The sequence below is a fragment of the Pantoea sp. GM01 genome (assembly GCF_000282675.1).
GTDB classification, from domain to species: Bacteria; Pseudomonadota; Gammaproteobacteria; order Enterobacterales; family Enterobacteriaceae; genus Pantoea; species Pantoea nemavictus.
In genome coordinates, this window is record NZ_AKIU01000035.1 from 44794 (window position 1) to 63258 (window position 18465).

An 18465-nucleotide genomic window follows, 5' to 3' on the forward strand; every position below is an offset into this window, starting at 1 on the left:
AGGGCAGGCCAAAAAGGAACGCATCATGGTTGAACTCCCCTCAAGCCGTGAGGATGAAAAAGCGGGTGGCATTCAGGTCATCGCGCGTGCGGCAAAAATTCTGAATGCGTTGGGTGAACATCCCGGCGGCATGAGTTTGGGTGAAATTGCGCAGGTGGTGGATCTGCCACGATCCACGGTGCAGCGTATTGTCGCCGCGTTGGACAATGCGCAACTGGTACGCAGCAGCGGGGCAGGCGGTTTACGCCTTGGTCCGGCGTTGCTTAAGCTGATCTCCAGCGTGCACAGCGATGTGGTGGAGATCGTGCGTCCCTTCCTCGAGCAGCTCTCTGCAGAGATCAATGAAACGGTGTCGTTGTCGCGTGCCAGTGGAACGCAGCTCGCCATCGTGCATTATGTGGTGGCATCGCGCGAACTGCGCGTGGTGCCGCGCATCGGATTAAATCTGCCGCTTTACAGCACGTCTGGCGGCCGCGCGCTGCTGGCGCTGGAGAGCGATGAAGATGTGCGCGTGATGGTAGGCGAAGCCTATAAAGAGTTGACCGAGATGACGGTGAAAACGCTGCCACAATTACTGGAATTGATCGCTGAGGTTCGCGTCAGCGGATTGGCAATCGATCGCGGTGAAACGCTGGAGGGCATTTCGACCATGGCGGTGGCCATCGATACGCTATTTGGCCGCTTCTCCATCTCGTTACTGGTGCCGACGGCGCGTTTTCATAAGCAGGAAACGCACTATCGTGAGCAAATCATCAAATGCAAAGACGCATTGATTCGTGAAATTGGCAAAATGACCGCTGTGGAAGGATAACAACTGATGAAAACCTTGCTGATGGCCATCGATAACTCCCCGGTGGCGGAAAAAGTGATTGCGTTAACCATTGAACAAGCGCTGGCGCATCAGGCGCAGGTTACGGTGCTGTGCTGCGTCGATCCGGCTTACTCCTCCTGCAATCAACCGATTGAAATTGATGCGGGTGAAGATCCCGATGATTTTGTCGCGGCCAAAGATGAGCAGAACACCGCGGAAATGGTGGTGCGTCATGCGCTGGCGCCGCTGCTGCGCGCTGGCGTGGCTGCGAAAGGCTTGATTCTGGCAGGTGAAGCGGCGGAAACCATTGTCGCGCAATCCACTCAGCTGCAGGTCAGTATGATCATCATGGGGCGCCGTCATTTGTCGCCGTTTAACCGACTGTTAAAAGGGTCGGTCAGTGCTGCGGTCATTGAACGTGCTAACTGCCCCGTTTTGATTGATGTACGTAAGGATTAATCGCGTTCGATGCTCTCGCTTGTTCCCATTACGCTAGCGGCGTTTGCGCTGCTGGCGCTGCTTATTATTCTGCTGCTGCGCACCACTTCTCTGCGACTTTGGCAAGGCGTGCTGCTGTTTCTGCTGCCGCTGATGGTGGCAAATCTGCTGTGGTTCAGCTGGCTGCATCCGCGTCAGGAGCGGCAGGCGCTGGCGGCGGAAGTCTCAACCCAGCTTAGCCTTGCGCCAGGGTATCGCTTGCTGAAGATTCAGGAGCCTGCGCTATGGCAGCTGTTAAATCGCGAACTGCTGCATAAGCGGCTGGAAGGGGTGCCGGCCGATCAGGCGCTGGGCGACATGCGTGGCTGGTTGATGGATTTGATCAATCAACGCTTAACGCGCGCCACCGATGAGGCGATCCTCAACTATGTTCGCGTATCGGTGCAGGAAATGCAGGCGCTGCAGCAGCAGGAGCCGCAGCGCTGCTTCCGCTTTCTCTATCCGCAGGTGAATGGCGGCATCAATCTGCAACAGGTGTTGTCACCTGAGTTAAATCAGCGTGATGCCCAAGTGCTTGAAGCCTTGCTTCAGCAGAGTACCGGAAATGAGCAGCCACTGGATCACGCGGCAGCGCAGCGTGATTTGCAAAGCGTAGTGGAAAAACTGTATGGAAAGTGGGGCGATCGGCTGCAACAGCTGAATATGCCCGCGGATACCGCCGTCGATCGCGGCGCGATGTGCGCCATGTCGATTGATCTCTACAACGGTATTCTCGCATTGCCTGACAAACAAGCGGCCAATCTTTTACGTAAGATGGTCAGCCTCACCGGTTAGCGGGCAAAAAAAAGCCCGCTCAGCGCGGGCATGAAGGTCACTATCAGTATGTTTTTATGTAATTCACCTGGTGTGGTGCAGACTTCGTTTTGTCTGAAAGCATCATGTCATTGATGGTTTGATAAGAGAAGCCGTTTGGTTTTATCGATTTAATCGGCAAAAACTTGCTTAAAGCAGACATTTCGCGCTTTATTCTTATAGAAGAGCGCTGCGTTGCCATTTAAACTGCGACGCTGAAGAGGACACCCTAATGAATAAAATGCTTATTAGCGCATTCGCGCTTTTTATGCTGGCCGGTTGTAGCGTCAGTAAACCCGGTGGATTTGAACGCGTGGATGAAGACACCAGTTCAAATACCGTGCAGTACCGTTACGATCCACAAACGCTCAATAAAGATGCGTTGGATATCGACCTGGCGAATTATTGTAGTCAGCGTGGGTTCGATAAGGTGGAATCATTGCCGTCGCAAAACAGTAATTTGCCTGGATTAAAGAAAGCCTGGTATCAATGTAATTACGCGGTTAAAAGCTAAAAAAATAGGGCGGGATAAATTCCCGCCCTTTTTATATTTTCTTATTATGTGCTGTGTGTGTTCTTTGCCCAACTATCTGCGGTGTCCATAACCGCCATGCCCATGGTGCCAACCTCCTCCACCATGATGGCCCCAACCTGGGCCGCCTCCACGATGATGATCGATAATACAGCCACTCAACATCGTCATAATGGCGACAACCGATGCGACCTTAATAAGCTTCTTCATGGAGAGTCCTCCTCTGTTCCAATGCAGCCAGATTACAGGGGAATAGTGGAGTGAAGATGCAGAAAATGTAGATTTATTACTGGATGTATTACGGAGTATTTCAATTAAATGCTAAAAAAATCGGCGAGTAAAATAAGCCAATCAGAATAAGCTGAATGCCTGATTATAATAACGCGAATACTCTGAAAGACAAGGCTTGATAATAGTGGTTCTCAAGTAAATACCTTTTATGGAGGAATTTTGTAGAGAGGATGCCGCAAATAAATGCGGCATCCAGAGAGGTCAATTATGCAGTAAAGGTTCTGCTACGTTTTGACGATTTGGCAGACGGATGCTGAGCGACAGCACCAGCGAGATCACCAGCAAGGTCATAATCAGGCTGAAGGTGACGGTAAAGCCACCAAAGGCTGAGGCAACCAATGAACCCAGTACGCTACCAATCCCGAAGCCAAGGTAAATCAGGCCATAATTCTTAGTGAGATTGTTCAGACCAAAGAAATCACTCACCAGCGATGGGAACACGGTAATCGTACCGCCAAAGCTGAAGGCAACGCAGGCCAGGGACAGGAAGAAGGTGGATTCACTCATATGGGTAAAGAGCAGAATGCTCATGCCGGCCAGCGAGACAATCTGCGCCAGGGTGATGACACGAATACGCGCCATTTTATCCGACAGTACACCGAGAATGAGGCGGCCACTGAGATTGGCAATCGCAATTACCGTAACTGCATTCGCTGCCGTTTGCGCACTAAGATGAACCATGCCTTCGCCGATATCTTTTGCCACACCAATGACATACAAGCCGCTCATGCAAGCGGTCAGAAACATCAGCGCCAGCATCCAATACTGCGGCAAACGTACCGATTGCGCTAACGTGTAATCCTTCGTCTCCAACTGGCTATTACCACTGCTCTTTTGCATCGGGGCATCACGCATCAACAAAGCGCCGAGAATGATCATGCTCATCGCCAGCACGCCCCAAATCATGAAGGTATTCTCCAGACCTTGCGCGCTTAGCAGTGCACCACAGATAAATTTAAAACCAAGACTGCCCAAACCGTAAGCGCCAATGGAACAGGCGGAAATTAATCCTTTGCGCTCCGGGAACCACTTCACACAGTTGGAGAGCGTCATTAGATAACCGGCTCCATCCGCAAGGCCGACTAAAATACCGGCGCTGAGGTAAAGCATCATCAGATTATCGGCATGAGCGGTTAGCCAGAATCCCACTGCCATTAAAATGCCCGCGCCGATGGTCACGTTGCGCACGCCAAAGCGCTCCTGCAGTTTTCCGGCCAGCGATGAAGCGATCGCCAGGCCCAGGCTGAGTAAACCGAACGAGAATGCCACCTCGCTGATTGGCGCATCCAGCTTATTGGCCAGCGGGCCATTAAACAGGCTCCAGGTATAAACCGAGCCCAAAGCAAACTGCGTAATAATGGTGCCGATAAGCGTCAGCGTGCGGGTACGTTGATAATTCGCGGTCAAAGCTGTATTCATTTTTTTATCTCTCATGCGAGAAAGCGGAATCTGTGGAGATAATAAGCGCCTCGCGCACGGGCGAGTGAAGTGCGGGCGTGAAAGCACCGGATGACGGAATGAAATGCAGCGAAGCGGGTATGAATGACATAACGATGACAACGCGGGATTTCAGCATAAGCGTAGCGGTTACTGCGGGTAACCTTGTGTAACCAGGTGTATCTATGGCGCCTTTATGCCTGCAAAGCTCGGGATGTTTGCCAGGCTTAGAGTTCATTCAAGAGGAGGAAATATGAAAGACCGAGCATATGAATCCGCGTCAAGCGAGGATGAGGTTTGCTGCATTATCGGTCAGGCGGTGATCGAGTTAAGTGATGAGCATCAACCAGTGAATAAATCCACATTGTCGCTGAAATTACTGGCAATGGCCGACCGCGACAAAGATGATGAACGCGTCCTGCTTTACTGGATTGCCAGAAAAGCCATAACTAAACCTCACCAGCTCAATATCGGCGTTCAGGGCTGGCGCTAGAGGAACAAAAGAGCGGGCGCAATGCCCGCTCTCGTTATGTCAGGCGGTGCGCAAGCGTCCCAGAGTCGGCCAGCGTACAAACATCACCATATTCCCCGCCAGTATCATTACCAATCCCACAATCGCATTGCTGTGCCAGTGATAACCCTCATAAAGCGTTGAGAGCGTTAGCGCCACCAGCGGGAACAGCAAGGTGCTGTAAGCGGCCTGGCTAGCGCCAATCCGACCCACCAGCGTGAAGTAAGCACCAAATCCCAGCACCGATCCAAAAATCGCCAAATAACTCATGGCACCCAACCACTGGACGTTTAGCGCGGGCGCAAGTGAATCGCCGTTTAGCAAAGCCAGCGCGGCCATGATGATGGCGCCATAAAACATGGCATAGCTGTTGGTGGTCAGCACATCACGTTGACGTCGCTGATGGCGTAAAGAGATCATATTGCCGAACGAGAAACCTAAAGTGCCGAGCGCGCTCAGGCCAACGCCCCATAATAATTGCGGCGCCGGATGTGCCGCCTGAATATCATTCCAGAACAGCGCGACGATGCCGCCAAGGCCCAGTACCGCAGCGGGCAGCAGGCGAAATGACGGTCGTTGGCGGAAGAAAATCCAGCTATTCAGCGCGTTGTAGAGCACGGCCATGGAAAAAATGACCGACTCCAATCCACTGCTGATCCAGGCGGCGGCATGATAGAAGCAGACGAAGTTGAAGCCAAATACGCAGCAGCCTTGAAGCAAACAGAATAGATGATCGCGTTTGTCCAGCGTTCTCAGGCGACGCAGCACTTTAAGGAGTGCCAGCATCACCAGCGAAGCCAGTAAAAAGCGCCAAAATACCGCCACCAGCACCGGCGTCTCAGCGGCTTCCTGCTGCAGGAAAATGGCGATCCAGGTGGTGCCCCAAATCATGACCACGGCAAGGTACAACATCACATTCATAACGCGATCTCCAACAGAATCCGGCTCGCAGTGTGGCGTGAAAAGCACAGCGCAACTTGCACGCTTTTGCGCGGCAATTGCAAAATCTTGCGCTTTTTCTCCTCGCGTCCTGCTGTGACCTGTTTTCTGTCCGCCGAGATCCGTACACTGTGCGCTAATGAACTGCGAGTGATAGCTACCATGGCCGATTACCAGACCTTCAACATGCTACAACGCCACAAAGCGCAATTGCGCGACAGCGTGCAGCTGTCGGGCGGCATTAAGCTGGCGGCTTGGTTTAACAGCGGCGATCGCGTCACCAATCTTAGCAATCATCACACGCTTAGCCTGTATACCGCTGACGGCTACGAAACCTGGCATAAAACCCAGCATGGCTGGCGCAACGGCGGCGGGCCGGATCGCTTTTGCCTGATGCCCAGCGGCGTGGAATCGGTGTGGGATATTCGCGCTGATTTGTCGTTTGTGCATCTCTATTGCACCGACGAACATCTGCGCCATCTTGGCGAACAGATCTGGGATCGCAGCCCGTCGCAGCTCAATCTGCATGAAAAGATCTTTGCCGCGGATGATCGCATTACGCAGCTTTATCGCCATTTCCTGCTCAGCACCGATTGGCAACAGCCAGCCAACCAACTGATGCTCAGTAGCGCATCAACCTTATTGATGACGCATCTTTTGCAGCGTTATAGCGACGTGCAATGGCAGGCGCCACAAGTACGCGGCGGACTGGCACCGGCGGTTCTGCGACGAGTCATGGCCTATATTGATGCGCAATTAGATCAACCGTTAACGCTGGCACATTTAGCTGGCGAAGCGGCGTTGAGCGAATATCATTTTGCACGGATGTTCCGAAGCAGTGTCGGGGAAGCTCCGCATCAATATGTGATGCGCCGCCGCATGGACGCCGCATTGCAGCTACTGAAATTCAGCTCTTTACCGCTAACCGAAATCGCATTGCGCTGCGGTTTTCACTCCTCCAGCCACTTCAGCAACCGCTTCCGTCAATTGCATGGCGTCACGCCTTCCACATGGCGGCGAGACCTGAAAAAATAACGAGCTGCCCCTAAAGCGCTGTAATCCGCTGCAAGCAAGCCAATTCTTTTCTGAACTTATCTCTCATAAAACCATTTTCGCCACTCTGCAACGTGAAATATTCAAAGGTTTTGAAGTAGGATGCCTGGCAGGAAGATCATGCATTGCATTGATTAAGTTGGAATATTAGAGGAAAGCGTAATTATGGAAAATCGCGTTTCAAAGCTGGAAGCTGACATCGACAACATCAAAACTGATATGTCGTCGATGAAAGTGGATATTGCAGTCATTAAATCCAATTACGCCACCAAAAGCGATCTTCATCAGGAGGTTGGCAAGATTCATCAGGAGATCGGAAAAATTCATCAGGAGCTGAGCAAACAGACCAAATGGATTGTGGCGGGCATGATGAGTACCGCTGGTATGACGCTTGCTTTGGCAAGATGGCTATTTTAAGCGGGATAATGATTAAAATCTGGTGTCCCCTGCAGGAATCGAACCTGCAACTAGCCCTTAGGAGGGGCTCGTTATATCCATTTAACTAAGGAGACGCCGGGCGCGCAGTATAGCGCACCGCGCGCCTGATTTTAACTATGCTGAGCTTGTTTGCTTAATCTATCAGCAATTTAAGACCAAACTCACGCCTGTTTTTGCTTCTCTTTACGCTTCTGCTCCGCTCGTGCTTTGGCTTTCGCCGCTTCACTCATGTCATTACGAATCTGTGCATGGCTGATCAGCGCAAAAATCAGCGTACCGCCGGTGATATTGCCGAGCAGCGTTGGCAGGGCAAATGGCCAGAAGAATTCATACCACGGCAGCGTTCCGGCAAACACCAGATACAGCACTTCCACTGAACCGACCACGATATGCGCCAAATCGCCTAACGCCACCAGCCAGGTCATCATCACGATCACCACAATTTTCGCCGCGCCGGCATACGGGAACATCCACACCATGGTGGCGATAATCCAGCCGGAGATCACTGCATTAGCAAACATTTCGCTCGGTGGATTAACCATCACTTTTTCGCTGATAGCGGTAAAAGCCTGACGGGTAGCATCGTCAAATATCGGCATATGATTGAAGGCCAATGCGCCGAGCGCAGTACCAATCAGATTGCCGAGCAGCACCACACACCATAAACGCAACAGCAATGCAAAATTGCTGCCAGTAGGTTTGTGCATCACTGGCAAAACGGCGGTGACGGTATTCTCGGTAAACAGCTGCTGGCGCGCCATAATCACAATGACAAAACCAAAGGTATAACCCAGGTTCTCCAATAAAAACGCGCCGGGCACGCCTTTTAAATGGACCTGAAAAATGCCTTTCGCCATCAGCGAGGCGCTCATTGATAGTCCCGCCGCCACCGCAGACCAAAGCAGCGCCATGCCATCGCGCTCTAACTCCTTTTCACCGTCGTGGCGAATCTCCTCATGAATCGCCGCCGCCTGCGAGGGCAGGGCATCTTCATCGACTTCAATCTCCTTGCCCTGATCTTTTTCGTCGCTCTCTACATCGTTGTCACTGTTTGAAATCGATGGTGAATGTTTCATGTTTTCCCCTGGTGATAATGCCAATGCGTAATAAGCGTAGCCGGTTTTATCAAGGGCGATTTGTTACGAAGATTCAAATTAAGAGTAACGAAGTTTTAACGAAGGTGGTTTTTTGAGCGATTTATTGATCTGATGCGCACGAATACCCCATTTGGGGTAAGTGGGAGCCAGCTCACAGACTTCGGCCCACAGATTCAATGTGGTATTATCGCCGCCTCATTCATTGCTGTGATTCTCCCTTCTATGCTCGAAGTCATTAATCTTTCATGTGTTCGTGATGAGCGAACGCTTTTTCATGGATTGAGCTTCCGTGTGCAATCGGGTGACATTGTGCAAATCGAAGGGCCGAACGGGGCTGGAAAAACCTCGTTACTGCGCCTGCTGGCCGGATTAAGCCGCGCAGAAGAGGGCGAAGTTTTGTGGCAGGCACGGCCAATTCGGCAACAGCGTGAAATATGGCAACAAAATCTGCTCTATCTCGGTCATCACCCGGGAGTGAAATCAGTACTCTCTCCGCTTGAGAATCTGCGCTTCTGGCATGGTAGCAGCGATGAAAACGCGATTTTCGACGCCCTTGAGCAGGTGGATTTACTGGGTTTTGAAGAGGTGCCGGTGGCGCAACTTTCCGCCGGACAGCAGCGGCGCGTGGCACTGGCGCGACTGTGGCTCAGCCCGGTGTCTGTGTGGATCCTCGACGAGCCGTTGACCGCCATTGATAAAGGCGGCGTAGAAAAATTAATGGCGCGATTCGCCGCACATGCCGATAACGGTGGAGCGGTGATTCTGACTACGCATCAAGATCTGCCCGCAAGCCACGCTCGGGTGCGTAAAATTCGACTTACTGCGGAGTGGGCTTGATGCTTGGCCGGGTTATTCAGCGTGAATTAAAAATCGCTTTTCGCAGTGGCGCAGAAGTGATCAATCCGCTGTGGTTTTTCCTGATTGTTATCACACTGTTTCCGTTAGGTATCGGGCCGGAACCGCAACAGCTGGCGCGCATTGCGCCGGGCATCGCGTGGGTTGCCGCGCTATTGGCCTCCTTGCTGGCGCTGGAACGGCTGTTTCGTGATGATTTTCTTGATGGTTCGCTTGAGCAACTACTTCTGTTGCCGACGCCGCTACCGGTCACCGTGCTGGGCAAAGTGATTGCTCACTGGCTGATTACCGGTCTGCCGTTGATTTTATTATCACCGCTGGCTGCATTACTGCTGTCGCTCGATTTTGCCGGCTGGCGCGCCATGGCGCTGACGCTATTACTCGGTACGCCAACGCTGAGTTTCCTTGGTGCAATCGGCACCGGATTGACCGTTGGGCTGCGCCGTGGCGGTGTACTACTCAGTTTGCTGGTGTTGCCCTTATCGATACCGGTTTTAATTTTTGCCAGCGCTGCGATTGATGCCGCCGGCATGGGATTGCCGATTGGTGGTTATCTGGCGATTCTGGGCGCGATGCTGGCGCTAAGCGCCACGCTAGCGCCCTTTGCGACGGCGGCGGCCTTGCGTATTAGTCTGCATTAATTCGTGTCGCCCCAGAGCGGCCGAAACCTGAATTCTGTTTATTGTGAGCGATGCAAAAATGTGGAAATGGTTACATCAGTGGGCGAAGCCTGAACGGCTTTACCAGCTATGCGGGCGCTTGATTCCCTGGTTCGCGGTGCTGGGCGTTGCTTCGCTGCTGCTCGGTTGGGTGTGGGGCTTCGGCTTTGCGCCAGCGGATTATCAGCAAGGCAACAGCTTCCGAATTATGTACATTCACGTGCCCGCGGCGATGTGGTCGATGGGCGTCTATGCGTCGATGGCAATCGCCGCGTTTATCGGCCTGGTGTGGCAGATGAAGATGGCCGATCTGGTGTCGGCGGCCATGGCGCCCATCGGTGCCGTGTTTACCTTTATCGCGCTCGTCACGGGTTCCGCCTGGGGTAAACCGATGTGGGGCACCTGGTGGATCTGGGATGCGCGTCTGACATCGGAGCTGGTGCTGCTGTTCCTGTATATGGGCGTCATCGCGCTCTACCACTCGTTTGAAGATCGTCGCACTGCCGGTCGTGCTGCGGGGATCTTGATCCTGGTTGGCGTGGTTAATCTGCCAATCATTCACTTTTCGGTGCAGTGGTGGAACACCTTGCATCAGGGCTCTTCGGGCATTCTGCAGCAGGCGATTGACCCGAGCATGCGCACCCCGCTGCGCTGGTCGATTCTCGGCTATTTGCTGGTGTTCGGCGCGCTCACCTTGATGCGCCTGCGTAACCTGATTCTGTTTACCGAGCGCCATCGTCCGTGGGCGATTGACGTCGCACAGGGAGGACGCCAATCATGACGCCAGCTTTCGCATCATGGAGTGATTTCTTTGCCATGGGCGGCTATGCCTTTTACGTCTGGCTCGCCGTCATTCTCACCTTGATTCCTTTATGCGGTCTGGTACTGCACACCGTGCTGTTCCGTCGCCGACTGCTGGCCGATATTCGCCAGCGCCAGGCCAGGGAGCGCCGCATTCGCGCGGCGAAATCGAAAAAAGCTGCCAGTGAAGCAGCGGGAGAATCCGTGTGAATATCCGTCGTCGTAACCGCTTGTATGTCGCGCTAGCGGTGTTGATTGGCCTTGGCCTGGCGACATCGCTGGTCATGTATGCGCTGCGTTCCAACATCGACCTGTTTTATACCCCGAGTGAAATTCTCTATGGCAAGGGCGAAGATCATCAGAAGCCTGAGCCGGGCCAGCGCCTGCGCATCGGCGGCATGGTGATGCCGGGTAGCGTCAAGCGCGATCCCAACACGCTGGCGGTCTCTTTCAAACTGTATGATGCCAATGGCGTGGTCAGCGTCAGCTACGAAGGCATCCTGCCGGATCTTTTCCGTGAAGGGCAGGGCGTCGTCGCGCAAGGTGTGCTGGCAGAGGGCAACCAGGTGAACGCCAAAGAGGTGCTGGCCAAGCACGATGAGAAATACACGCCGCCGGAAATTGAAGACGCGATGAAGAAGAATCACACCGGACCAGCAGCAGCCTATCAGCAGGCGGGAGCGCAATCATGATGCCGGAAATTGGCAGCTTCTTGCTGTGTCTGGCGCTAGGGCTGGCGCTACTGCTGAGTGTTTATCCGCTGTGGGGCGCCGCGCGTCAGGATGCGCGATTGATGGCGATGGCGCGTCCGCTGACGTGGGGCATGTTCGCCTGCGTCGCTGCCGCCTTCCTGGTGTTGGTTCACGCTTTTATCGTAAATGATTTCACCGTCGGCTATGTCGCCACCAACTCCAACACCTTGTTGCCGGTTTACTATCGCATCGCTGCAACCTGGGGCGCGCACGAAGGTTCACTGCTGCTGTGGGTGCTGCTGCTAAGTACCTGGACGCTGGCGGTGGCGATTTTCAGTCGCGGTATGCCGCAGGATGCGCTGGCGCGCGTGCTGGCGGTGATGGGCATGATTAACCTCGGTTTCCTGCTGTTTATCATCCTCACCTCGAATCCGTTTACCCGTACTTTGCCAAACTTCCCGATTGATGGGCGCGATCTCAACCCGATGTTGCAGGACATCGGGCTGATCTTCCATCCACCGCTGCTGTATATGGGATACGTTGGTTTCTCGGTGGCGTTCGCTTTTGCTATCGCTTCTCTGATGGCGGGTCGACTGGATACCGCATGGGCGCGCTGGTCACGTCCGTGGACCACCGCTGCATGGGTGTTTCTGACCATTGGCATCGTGCTCGGTTCCGCATGGGCCTATTACGAACTCGGCTGGGGCGGCTGGTGGTTCTGGGATCCGGTCGAAAACGCCTCCTTTATGCCGTGGCTGGCCGGCACGGCGCTGATGCACTCGCTGGCGGTGACGGAAAAACGCGGCAGCTTTAAGTCGTGGACGGTGCTGCTGGCGATTACCGCGTTCTCGTTAAGTCTGCTCGGCACTTTCCTCGTGCGTTCTGGCGTGCTGGTTTCGGTGCACTCGTTCGCGTCCGACCCGGCGCGCGGCATGTTTATTCTCGCGTTCCTGGTGATCGTGATTGGCAGTTCGCTGCTGCTGTACGCGCTGAAAGGTGGTCAGGTGCGCAGCCGCGTGCAGAGTGAAATCTGGTCACGCGAATCCTTCCTGCTGGGCAACAACGTGCTGCTGATTGCGGCGATGCTGGTGGTGTTGCTGGGTACGCTGTTACCGCTGGTGCACAAGCAGCTCGGTCTGGGCAGTATCTCGGTGGGCGAGCCGTTCTTTAATACCATGTTCACCTGGCTGATGGCGCCGTTTGCCCTGATGCTCGGCATTGGTCCGCTGGTGCGTTGGCGTCGCGATCAGCCGCAAAAATTGTGGAAACGTCTTGGCGTTGGCTTGTTGGTCACGCTGATTCTTTCAATCGCGCTGCCGTGGCTGCTGCAGGATCGTATCGAAGCAATGACGGTGATCGGGCTGCTGATGTCTATCTGGGTGATCATGCTGACATTGATGGAGCTGCACGAGCGCGCCACCCATCGTCACTCCTTCTTCAAAGGCCTGCGCCATCTGACGCGCAGCCATTGGGGCATGGTGCTGGGCCATCTTGGCGTGGCGGTGACGGTGGTGGGTATCGCGTTTAGCACCCAATACAGCGTTGAGCGTGATGTGCGCATGAAGGCAGGTGATAGCGTCGATATTCACAGTTATCACTTCATTTTCCATGGCGTTCGTAACCTGCAGGGCCCGAACTACAGCGGCGGTGAGGCGATTATTGAAGTGACGCGCAACGGTAAGCCGGAAGCGGTGATGCAGGCGGAGAAACGCTTCTATGCAGCCGCGCGTACCATGATGACCGAAGCGGCTATCAGCGGAGGTTTCACGCGCGATCTCTATGCGGCACTCGGCGAAGAGCTGGATGACGGCTCGTGGGCAGTACGCATTTACTACAAACCTTTTGTGCGCTGGATCTGGTACGGCGGCGTGTTTATGGCGGTCGGCGGCTTATTCTGTTTGTTCGATCCGCGCTATCGCTCGCGTAAAAAAGCGCAACGCGAGGAGCTGGCATGAACAAAAAAATCCTGTTTATCCCGTTAGTTCTGTTTCTGCTGCTGGCGACGGCGCTGCTGTGGCAGCTGTCGCGCAATGCTAACGGCGATGATCCAACGCGTCTCGAATCAGCGCTGATCGGCAAACCTGTGCCGGTGTTTAAACTTGAAGCGCTCGGTCAACCGGGCAAAATCTACGATCAACAGGTGCTGAATGACGGCAAACCGATTCTGCTGAATGTCTGGGCGACGTGGTGTCCCACCTGCCGCGCGGAGCATCAATACCTCAATACGCTGGCGGAAAAAGGCATTCGCGTGGTGGGGCTGAACTACAAGGACGACCGCAGCAAAGCGGTGACCTGGCTAAACACGCTGGGCAATCCTTACGCGCTCAGCCTGTATGATGGCAACGGCATGTTGGGCCTGGATCTTGGGGTTTACGGTGCGCCGGAAACCTTCCTCATCGATGGCAAAGGCATTATCCGCTATCGCCACGCCGGCGACATGAACGATCGCGTCTGGCTGGAAGAAGTGAAACCGCTGTGGGACAAATACAACAAGGAGGCGGGCGCGTGAAACGACTGCTTCTTTTATTGGCGGGCATTCTGCTCAGTACCAGCCTGTGGGCAGCGATTGATACCTATCAGTTCGACTCGGTACAGCAGGAAGAGCAATACCGCGAGCTCACCGCATCCTTACGTTGTCCGAAATGCCAGAACAACAGCATTGCCGACTCCAATGCCATGATCGCCGCAGATATGCGTCTCAAAGTCTACGAATTGATGAAGCAGGGCGAAAACCGTCAGCAGATCATCGACTACATGGTGGCGCGTTACGGCAACTTCGTCACCTATGAGCCGCCGGTCACACCGTCCACGTTGATTTTGTGGGTTGGTCCGGCGCTGTTCGTGGTACTGGGCGCGCTGATTATTATCCTGCGCAATCGGCGCGGCAAAGCGCGGAACGAATTAGACGACAATGAACAACAGCGCCTTGCGGCGTTACTCAAGCGTGACGGGAAGCCGTAATGACTGGATTCTGGATTACCCTGATTATTTTGCTGCTGGCGGCCATCGCGCTGTTTCTACGTGCAGGCTGGCGTCAGCGCGAAGCCGTAACCGGCGATCGCGATCGCCTCAATACCGATTTCTATCAACAGCGTCTGCGCGAGCTGGAGCATGATGAAGAAGAGGGCGTGGTGGCTGAGCGCCCAGAAATGGTGCGTGAACTGCAACAAACGTTGTTAACCGACGTTCCTCAGCAGGATGCAGCCACTATTCATCACAGCAGCCGTTGGGTATTGCTGCCGGGCGTCATCGTGCTGTTGGTGGTGTCGGTGGGGATGTATTTGAAAACCGGTGGCTTAACGCAGCAGACGGCATTTGTCAGCGTACAGCAGGAGTATCCTGCCTTGCGTGCGCGCGTCATGGATCCTAAAGCCCAGCCGTTAACCATGGAAGAGCTGGCGCGCTTGCAGCTCGGGCTGCGCAACTCGCTGCAGAACGACGCAAATAATCTCAATGACTGGGCGATGCTCGGTCGTCTTGGCATGGTGCTGAATAATGCTACCGATGCCAGCCAGGCTTTTGAACACGCGCTCCAGCTGGCGCCAGACAATCTGGAGTTGCAGCAGGATTATGCCGAAGTGCTGACGCGCTCCAGCGATCCGCAGGACAACCGCCAGGCCAACGTGATGCTGAAAGAGCTGCTGAAACGCGATCACAGCGATGTGCGCACGTTGAGTCTGCTGGCATTTAACGCCTTTGAGCAGCAGCAGTACAATGAAGCGATTGGCGCCTGGCAGGTGATGTTGAAACTGTTACCGCCGGGCGATCGGCGCATCACCATGATCGAACGCAGCATTGAACAAGCGAAAACCGATGCGGGGCAGCAAAATAGCCAGCTGGCATTGACGGTGAGTTTGACGCCGCAGGCAGAAAAAATGTTACCGCAAGGCGGAGTGATGTATATTTCTGTGTCTGACGGTGTTTCACCGGTGCCTGTGGCTGTGAAGCGTTTACCGCTGAGCCACTTCCCGTTATCGCTTACGCTAGATGACAGCAATGCCATGATGCCCGATCGCCTGCTTTCGGCGCAGCATCAGGTGCAGGTCAGGGTGCGCATTTCGCGCGACGGCAGTGCCAATCCCCAGTCTGGCGACTGGTTTGGTTTAAGCGCGGTCACACCCTGGGATGGTCATCAGCAATTGGCTGTGGAAATTAATCAACAGCAGCCCTGAAGCGATACCTTACTGATCCGCACAGGGAGAGAAGAATGAATAACCGCCTGACCGGTTTGGCGTTGGCCAGTTTGTTGTTGGTAGGTTGCGCCAGTTCTAAACCGGCCGACAACACGGAGCCTGCTCAGCGCAGCGATCCGTTAGAAGGCTTCAACCGCACGATGTTTAACTTCAACTACAACGTGCTGGACCCGTATGTGCTGCGCCCGGTGGCGGTCGCCTGGCGTGATTATGTGCCGGTGCCGGCACGTAGCGGCCTGAGCAATGTGCTCGGTAACCTGGAAGAACCTGCCAGCATGGTCAACGCCATTTTGGTTGGGGAACCGCGCCAGGCGGGCATCCACTTCACCCGCTTCTTCCTTAACACTGTTTTAGGGCTGGGTGGCTTCATTGACGTGGCAGGTAAAGCCAATCCGGAACTGGCACGTGAAGTGCCACATCGCTTTGGTAGCACGCTCGGTCGTTATGGCGTGGGTTACGGCCCGTATGTTGAATTGCCTGCGTACGGCAGTTTTACCATTCGTGAAGATGGTGGTGACTTCGTCGATACGCTTTATCCGGTGCTGAGCTGGCTGAGCTGGCCGATTTCGGTGGGTAAATGGACGCTGGAAGGTATTGAAACGCGCGCGCAATTGTTGGATTCCGATGCCATCCTGCGCCAGCAACAAGATCCTTACGCCTTTATTCGTAATGCCTACTTCCAGCGGCATGACTTTATCGCCAACGGCGGTAAGCTGAAGCCGGAAGATAATCCGAACGCCAGCGCGATTCAGGATGATCTTAAGGACATCGATTCTCAATAATCGATTCTTAATAAAAAACGGCGACATGATAGTCGCCGTTTTTTTTAATATCTATTTAGACATCAGAACTTGTAGTTAAAGTTCGCGCCGTACAGCCAGGCCTTACCTTCAGAGTTAAAGGTATAGGGGCCCTCTTTGACGGTGACTTTCTGTCCGTGCATGTAAGAAACACCCACGTCTACCGAGGCATCTTCATTAAATGCGTAAGATGCACCGGCGCTCAGCCATAGACGATCCTGATCCGGGATGGAGATAGAACGCTTATCGGCAGGAACCGGGCTGTCATCGAAGGCGATACCGGTACGGAAGGTCCAGTTGTCGTCATAGAAGTAAGAGGTACCCAATGCGATACGATAGGCATCGTGGAACCCTTCATCTTTATAGAACAACGTCTGACCGTTGCTGCCGGTGGCTTTCAGCTCCTGGAATTGGCTCCAGCTGGTGTACGCCAGGCTGTAGTGAACCGCCCACTGCGGTGCGACTTTGTGGTAGCCGGAGACTTCCCACATCTCTGGCAGATTCAGCGTCAGAGAGCCTGGGATGGTTGAGCCGCCAGTGCCGTAAGGCAGGCCGAGCAGCTGCGCCTGCGGCAAAGAGTTCACGTAGGTTGGCAGGCTGCTTTTGTAATCACCATCAAAGTCGATTTTAACTTCTGAGCGATAGGTGAAGCCGAAGCGGTTGTCTTTATCCACTTCATACAGAATACCGGCGTTCCAACCGTAGCCCCATTCATCACCCTTTAAGTGGGCAATTTGGGTATTGGCGGGAATGCCCAGCGCGGCACCTGATTCACCGGCATAACGCTCAATTTTGGCTTTTGCATACACCGCATCAAATCCAATACCGAAGCTGAAGTGTTCATTCAGTCGATAAGCGGTGCTGATATTAAAATTGCCGGTCATCAGGTCGGTTTTACCGCCGTAACCGCCCGCGGTATAGCCATCATTAAATTCGGTTGCCAGACCATAATTGGATGTGGCCGAAGCGCCAATCCACCACTGATCGTTAATTGGCTGAACATAGTGGATATTGGGAATCCACTGGTTTGGGGCAATATTTTTTGAATCAAGGCTGCGACCAGATGGGCTCTGACCGGTGATGTCTACTTCGGGATCAATATAAACCGCGCCGATGGAGAAAGAGGGGCGATCCATTAATGCCATGGTTGCCGGGTTACGGCTGGCAGAGGCGGCGGTATCACCCATCGCACCTTCACCCGAATAAGCACGACCTAAACCAATTGCTGAAAATTCATTAAGCTGAAAGCCTGCGGCGTAAACATGGGAACAGACGAGCGTTACTGCAGCTGCCACAGCTGACTTTGCAAACAGGTTTTTATGGTTCATGACCACAACCTCATCTAGATTTATTATTTAACGTTGTTACGTCGCGTAACAAAGAGCGGCGAATTGTAGGGACTGATGGCAAAACCACATATCAGACCAGTGCGACGAGTATAGGTCTGACCTGTGTATTTGTTGCAATAATGTTTTTTAGATATTTCTAATTTGATCGATAAAATCAGATCTGCTTAACAAAATCTTAGCGGTTCGCCTTCAACATAGCTTTCAATTTTGTTATGGATCAATTTTTAGTGTGATATTCGTCACTTAGCGGCTTGATCGTGGATGTGAAAACGCAGCAGGCGTACACTTTGCGACAGAAAATGATCCGATTGTGTTGAATTTATCGTCAGGAGAGAACCATGACTGATGCCATTAATAAATGTAGTGCGAATGAAACGGCCGCCTGCTGCTGCGTAGATGTCGGTACCGTGATGGATAACACCGATTGCACCGCAAGCTGGTCTGGCGTATTCGCCGATCGCCATGCGGCGGATGCGATGCTCGCGCACCTGACTGAACGCGCGCGTCAGGTAGAATCCGATCCCTGTGACATTCACGCTGAATTTGCTGAAGAGGGCGACGCGGTGCGCCTGACCATCGACTTCACCTTTGCCTGCCAGGCCGAAACCCTGATTTTCCAGCTCGGCTTACGCTAATTCCACCGCTGCCGGAACCCCCTTCGGCAGCGTTAACTCTTTTTCGTGTATTCCCTCGCACTTTTTTCCTCAGGTTATTGGC

At 53.7% G+C, this 18465-nt stretch carries 22 protein-coding genes and 1 tRNA gene; 18 read left to right on the forward strand and 5 right to left on the reverse strand.

The window, feature by feature from the left end; genetic code table 11:
• Positions 1–25 precede the first annotated feature (25 nt).
• The 4 genes from PMI17_RS10420 (at position 26) to PMI17_RS10435 (ending at position 2615) form a co-directional block, all read left to right on the forward strand.
• The gene (locus PMI17_RS10420; protein WP_007889135.1) at positions 26–811 is read left to right on the forward strand and encodes an IclR family transcriptional regulator; all 786 of its coding nucleotides are present in this window, start codon (positions 26–28) and stop codon (positions 809–811) included.
• A gap of 6 nt (positions 812–817) precedes the next feature.
• Positions 818–1270 carry a universal stress protein gene (locus PMI17_RS10425; RefSeq protein WP_007889137.1) on the forward strand — a complete coding sequence of 151 codons (453 nt, stop codon included), beginning with the start codon at positions 818–820 and terminating at the stop codon, positions 1268–1270.
• A gap of 9 nt (positions 1271–1279) precedes the next feature.
• Positions 1280–2083, forward strand: a complete 804-nt coding sequence (locus tag PMI17_RS10430; RefSeq protein WP_007889139.1) for a hypothetical protein — start codon at positions 1280–1282, stop codon at positions 2081–2083.
• A gap of 250 nt (positions 2084–2333) precedes the next feature.
• Complete coding sequence (locus PMI17_RS10435) at positions 2334–2615, forward strand: membrane lipoprotein lipid attachment site-containing protein (RefSeq protein WP_007889143.1); 282 nt, start codon at positions 2334–2336, stop codon at positions 2613–2615.
• A 510-nt stretch (positions 2616–3125) separates the two neighbouring features.
• Here PMI17_RS10435 and PMI17_RS10440 read toward each other — a convergent pair.
• Positions 3126–4343, reverse strand: coding sequence for an MFS transporter (locus PMI17_RS10440; protein WP_007889153.1), 1218 nt, complete (start codon positions 4341–4343; stop codon positions 3126–3128).
• Between the two features lie 271 nt (positions 4344–4614).
• Here PMI17_RS10440 and PMI17_RS10445 point away from each other — a divergent pair, with 271 nt between their 5' ends.
• Positions 4615–4854 carry a hypothetical protein gene (locus PMI17_RS10445; RefSeq protein WP_007889156.1) on the forward strand — a complete coding sequence of 80 codons (240 nt, stop codon included), beginning with the start codon at positions 4615–4617 and terminating at the stop codon, positions 4852–4854.
• Positions 4855–4893: 39 nt separating this feature from the next.
• Here PMI17_RS10445 and PMI17_RS10450 read toward each other — a convergent pair whose 3' ends face one another.
• Positions 4894–5793 carry a DMT family transporter gene (locus PMI17_RS10450; RefSeq protein ID WP_007889158.1) on the reverse strand — a complete coding sequence of 300 codons (900 nt, stop codon included), beginning with the start codon at positions 5791–5793 and terminating at the stop codon, positions 4894–4896.
• 180 nt (positions 5794–5973) lie between these two features.
• Between PMI17_RS10450 and PMI17_RS10460 the strand changes: the two genes are divergently transcribed.
• Positions 5974–6846, forward strand: a complete 873-nt coding sequence (locus tag PMI17_RS10460) for a helix-turn-helix domain-containing protein (protein WP_007889160.1) — start codon at positions 5974–5976, stop codon at positions 6844–6846.
• 183 nt (positions 6847–7029) lie between these two features.
• A complete protein-coding gene (locus PMI17_RS10465; RefSeq protein WP_007889162.1) occupies positions 7030–7281 on the forward strand; it encodes a hypothetical protein in 252 nt (83 codons plus the stop codon).
• 20 nt (positions 7282–7301) lie between these two features.
• On the opposite strand, the gene PMI17_RS10470 is transcribed toward PMI17_RS10465, so the two are convergent.
• A tRNA-Arg gene (locus PMI17_RS10470) sits at positions 7302–7376 on the reverse strand.
• Positions 7377–7463: 87 nt separating this feature from the next.
• On the reverse strand, positions 7464–8378 hold the full coding sequence (locus PMI17_RS10475; RefSeq protein ID WP_007889169.1) for a formate/nitrite transporter family protein: 915 nt from the start codon (positions 8376–8378) through the stop codon (positions 7464–7466).
• Positions 8379–8621: 243 nt separating this feature from the next.
• Between PMI17_RS10475 and ccmA the strand changes: the two genes are divergently transcribed.
• The 10 genes from ccmA to mlaA are packed head-to-tail and all read left to right on the forward strand — an operon-like array spanning position 8622 to position 16381.
• Entirely contained in the window at positions 8622–9236 is a 615-nt protein-coding gene (gene ccmA, locus PMI17_RS10480) for a cytochrome c biogenesis heme-transporting ATPase CcmA (RefSeq protein WP_036620914.1), read from the forward strand.
• Positions 9236–9895 carry a heme exporter protein CcmB gene (gene ccmB, locus PMI17_RS10485; RefSeq protein WP_007889178.1) on the forward strand — a complete coding sequence of 220 codons (660 nt, stop codon included), beginning with the start codon at positions 9236–9238 and terminating at the stop codon, positions 9893–9895. The genes ccmA and ccmB overlap by 1 nt, the downstream gene beginning before the upstream one ends.
• 58 nt (positions 9896–9953) lie before the next feature.
• Positions 9954–10694 (forward strand): heme ABC transporter permease, encoded by a 741-nt coding sequence (locus tag PMI17_RS10490; protein WP_007889180.1) that lies wholly within the window; start codon positions 9954–9956, stop codon positions 10692–10694.
• Positions 10691–10924 (forward strand): heme exporter protein CcmD, encoded by a 234-nt coding sequence (ccmD, locus tag PMI17_RS10495; RefSeq protein WP_007889184.1) that lies wholly within the window; start codon positions 10691–10693, stop codon positions 10922–10924. The genes PMI17_RS10490 and ccmD overlap by 4 nt, the downstream gene beginning before the upstream one ends.
• On the forward strand, positions 10921–11406 hold the full coding sequence (gene ccmE, locus PMI17_RS10500; protein ID WP_007889192.1) for a cytochrome c maturation protein CcmE: 486 nt from the start codon (positions 10921–10923) through the stop codon (positions 11404–11406). Before ccmD ends, ccmE begins: the two co-directional genes overlap by 4 nt.
• Positions 11403–13361 carry a heme lyase CcmF/NrfE family subunit gene (locus PMI17_RS10505; protein WP_007889193.1) on the forward strand — a complete coding sequence of 653 codons (1959 nt, stop codon included), beginning with the start codon at positions 11403–11405 and terminating at the stop codon, positions 13359–13361. The genes ccmE and PMI17_RS10505 overlap by 4 nt, the downstream gene beginning before the upstream one ends.
• Entirely contained in the window at positions 13358–13915 is a 558-nt protein-coding gene (locus PMI17_RS10510) for a DsbE family thiol:disulfide interchange protein (protein WP_007889194.1), read from the forward strand. The genes PMI17_RS10505 and PMI17_RS10510 overlap by 4 nt, the downstream gene beginning before the upstream one ends.
• Positions 13912–14367, forward strand: coding sequence for a cytochrome c-type biogenesis protein (locus PMI17_RS10515; protein WP_007889195.1), 456 nt, complete (start codon positions 13912–13914; stop codon positions 14365–14367). Before PMI17_RS10510 ends, PMI17_RS10515 begins: the two co-directional genes overlap by 4 nt.
• Complete coding sequence (gene ccmI, locus PMI17_RS10520; protein WP_007889196.1) at positions 14367–15578, forward strand: c-type cytochrome biogenesis protein CcmI; 1212 nt, start codon at positions 14367–14369, stop codon at positions 15576–15578. Before PMI17_RS10515 ends, ccmI begins: the two co-directional genes overlap by 1 nt.
• A gap of 35 nt (positions 15579–15613) precedes the next feature.
• Positions 15614–16381, forward strand: coding sequence for a phospholipid-binding lipoprotein MlaA (gene mlaA, locus PMI17_RS10525; RefSeq protein WP_007889197.1), 768 nt, complete (start codon positions 15614–15616; stop codon positions 16379–16381).
• 62 nt (positions 16382–16443) lie between these two features.
• Here the strand turns inward: mlaA and fadL are convergent, their stop codons facing one another.
• Positions 16444–17727 carry a long-chain fatty acid transporter FadL gene (fadL, locus tag PMI17_RS10530; protein ID WP_007889200.1) on the reverse strand — a complete coding sequence of 428 codons (1284 nt, stop codon included), beginning with the start codon at positions 17725–17727 and terminating at the stop codon, positions 16444–16446.
• Between the two features lie 359 nt (positions 17728–18086).
• Here fadL and PMI17_RS10535 point away from each other — a divergent pair, with 359 nt between their 5' ends.
• On the forward strand, positions 18087–18383 hold the full coding sequence (locus tag PMI17_RS10535) for a YfcZ/YiiS family protein (protein WP_007889205.1): 297 nt from the start codon (positions 18087–18089) through the stop codon (positions 18381–18383).
• The last annotated feature ends 82 nt before the right edge of the window (positions 18384–18465 follow it).

Coding starts and splice junctions, on each gene's coding strand:
- PMI17_RS10420 (WP_007889135.1), top strand. CDS start 26: ATGGTTGAACTCCCCTCAAGCCGTGAGGATGAAAAAGCGGGTGGCATT.
- PMI17_RS10425 (WP_007889137.1), top strand. CDS start 818: ATGAAAACCTTGCTGATGGCCATCGATAACTCCCCGGTGGCGGAAAAA.
- PMI17_RS10430 (WP_007889139.1), top strand. CDS start 1,280: ATGCTCTCGCTTGTTCCCATTACGCTAGCGGCGTTTGCGCTGCTGGCG.
- PMI17_RS10435 (WP_007889143.1), top strand. CDS start 2,334: ATGAATAAAATGCTTATTAGCGCATTCGCGCTTTTTATGCTGGCCGGT.
- PMI17_RS10440 (WP_007889153.1), bottom strand. CDS start 4,343: ATGAATACAGCTTTGACCGCGAATTATCAACGTACCCGCACGCTGACG.
- PMI17_RS10445 (WP_007889156.1), top strand. CDS start 4,615: ATGAAAGACCGAGCATATGAATCCGCGTCAAGCGAGGATGAGGTTTGC.
- PMI17_RS10450 (WP_007889158.1), bottom strand. CDS start 5,793: ATGAATGTGATGTTGTACCTTGCCGTGGTCATGATTTGGGGCACCACC.
- PMI17_RS10460 (WP_007889160.1), top strand. CDS start 5,974: ATGGCCGATTACCAGACCTTCAACATGCTACAACGCCACAAAGCGCAA.
- PMI17_RS10465 (WP_007889162.1), top strand. CDS start 7,030: ATGGAAAATCGCGTTTCAAAGCTGGAAGCTGACATCGACAACATCAAA.
- PMI17_RS10475 (WP_007889169.1), bottom strand. CDS start 8,378: ATGAAACATTCACCATCGATTTCAAACAGTGACAACGATGTAGAGAGC.
- ccmA (WP_036620914.1), top strand. CDS start 8,622: ATGCTCGAAGTCATTAATCTTTCATGTGTTCGTGATGAGCGAACGCTT.
- ccmB (WP_007889178.1), top strand. CDS start 9,236: ATGCTTGGCCGGGTTATTCAGCGTGAATTAAAAATCGCTTTTCGCAGT.
- PMI17_RS10490 (WP_007889180.1), top strand. CDS start 9,954: ATGTGGAAATGGTTACATCAGTGGGCGAAGCCTGAACGGCTTTACCAG.
- ccmD (WP_007889184.1), top strand. CDS start 10,691: ATGACGCCAGCTTTCGCATCATGGAGTGATTTCTTTGCCATGGGCGGC.
- PMI17_RS10505 (WP_007889193.1), top strand. CDS start 11,403: ATGATGCCGGAAATTGGCAGCTTCTTGCTGTGTCTGGCGCTAGGGCTG.
- PMI17_RS10510 (WP_007889194.1), top strand. CDS start 13,358: ATGAACAAAAAAATCCTGTTTATCCCGTTAGTTCTGTTTCTGCTGCTG.
- ccmI (WP_007889196.1), top strand. CDS start 14,367: ATGACTGGATTCTGGATTACCCTGATTATTTTGCTGCTGGCGGCCATC.
- mlaA (WP_007889197.1), top strand. CDS start 15,614: ATGAATAACCGCCTGACCGGTTTGGCGTTGGCCAGTTTGTTGTTGGTA.
- fadL (WP_007889200.1), bottom strand. CDS start 17,727: ATGAACCATAAAAACCTGTTTGCAAAGTCAGCTGTGGCAGCTGCAGTA.
- PMI17_RS10535 (WP_007889205.1), top strand. CDS start 18,087: ATGACTGATGCCATTAATAAATGTAGTGCGAATGAAACGGCCGCCTGC.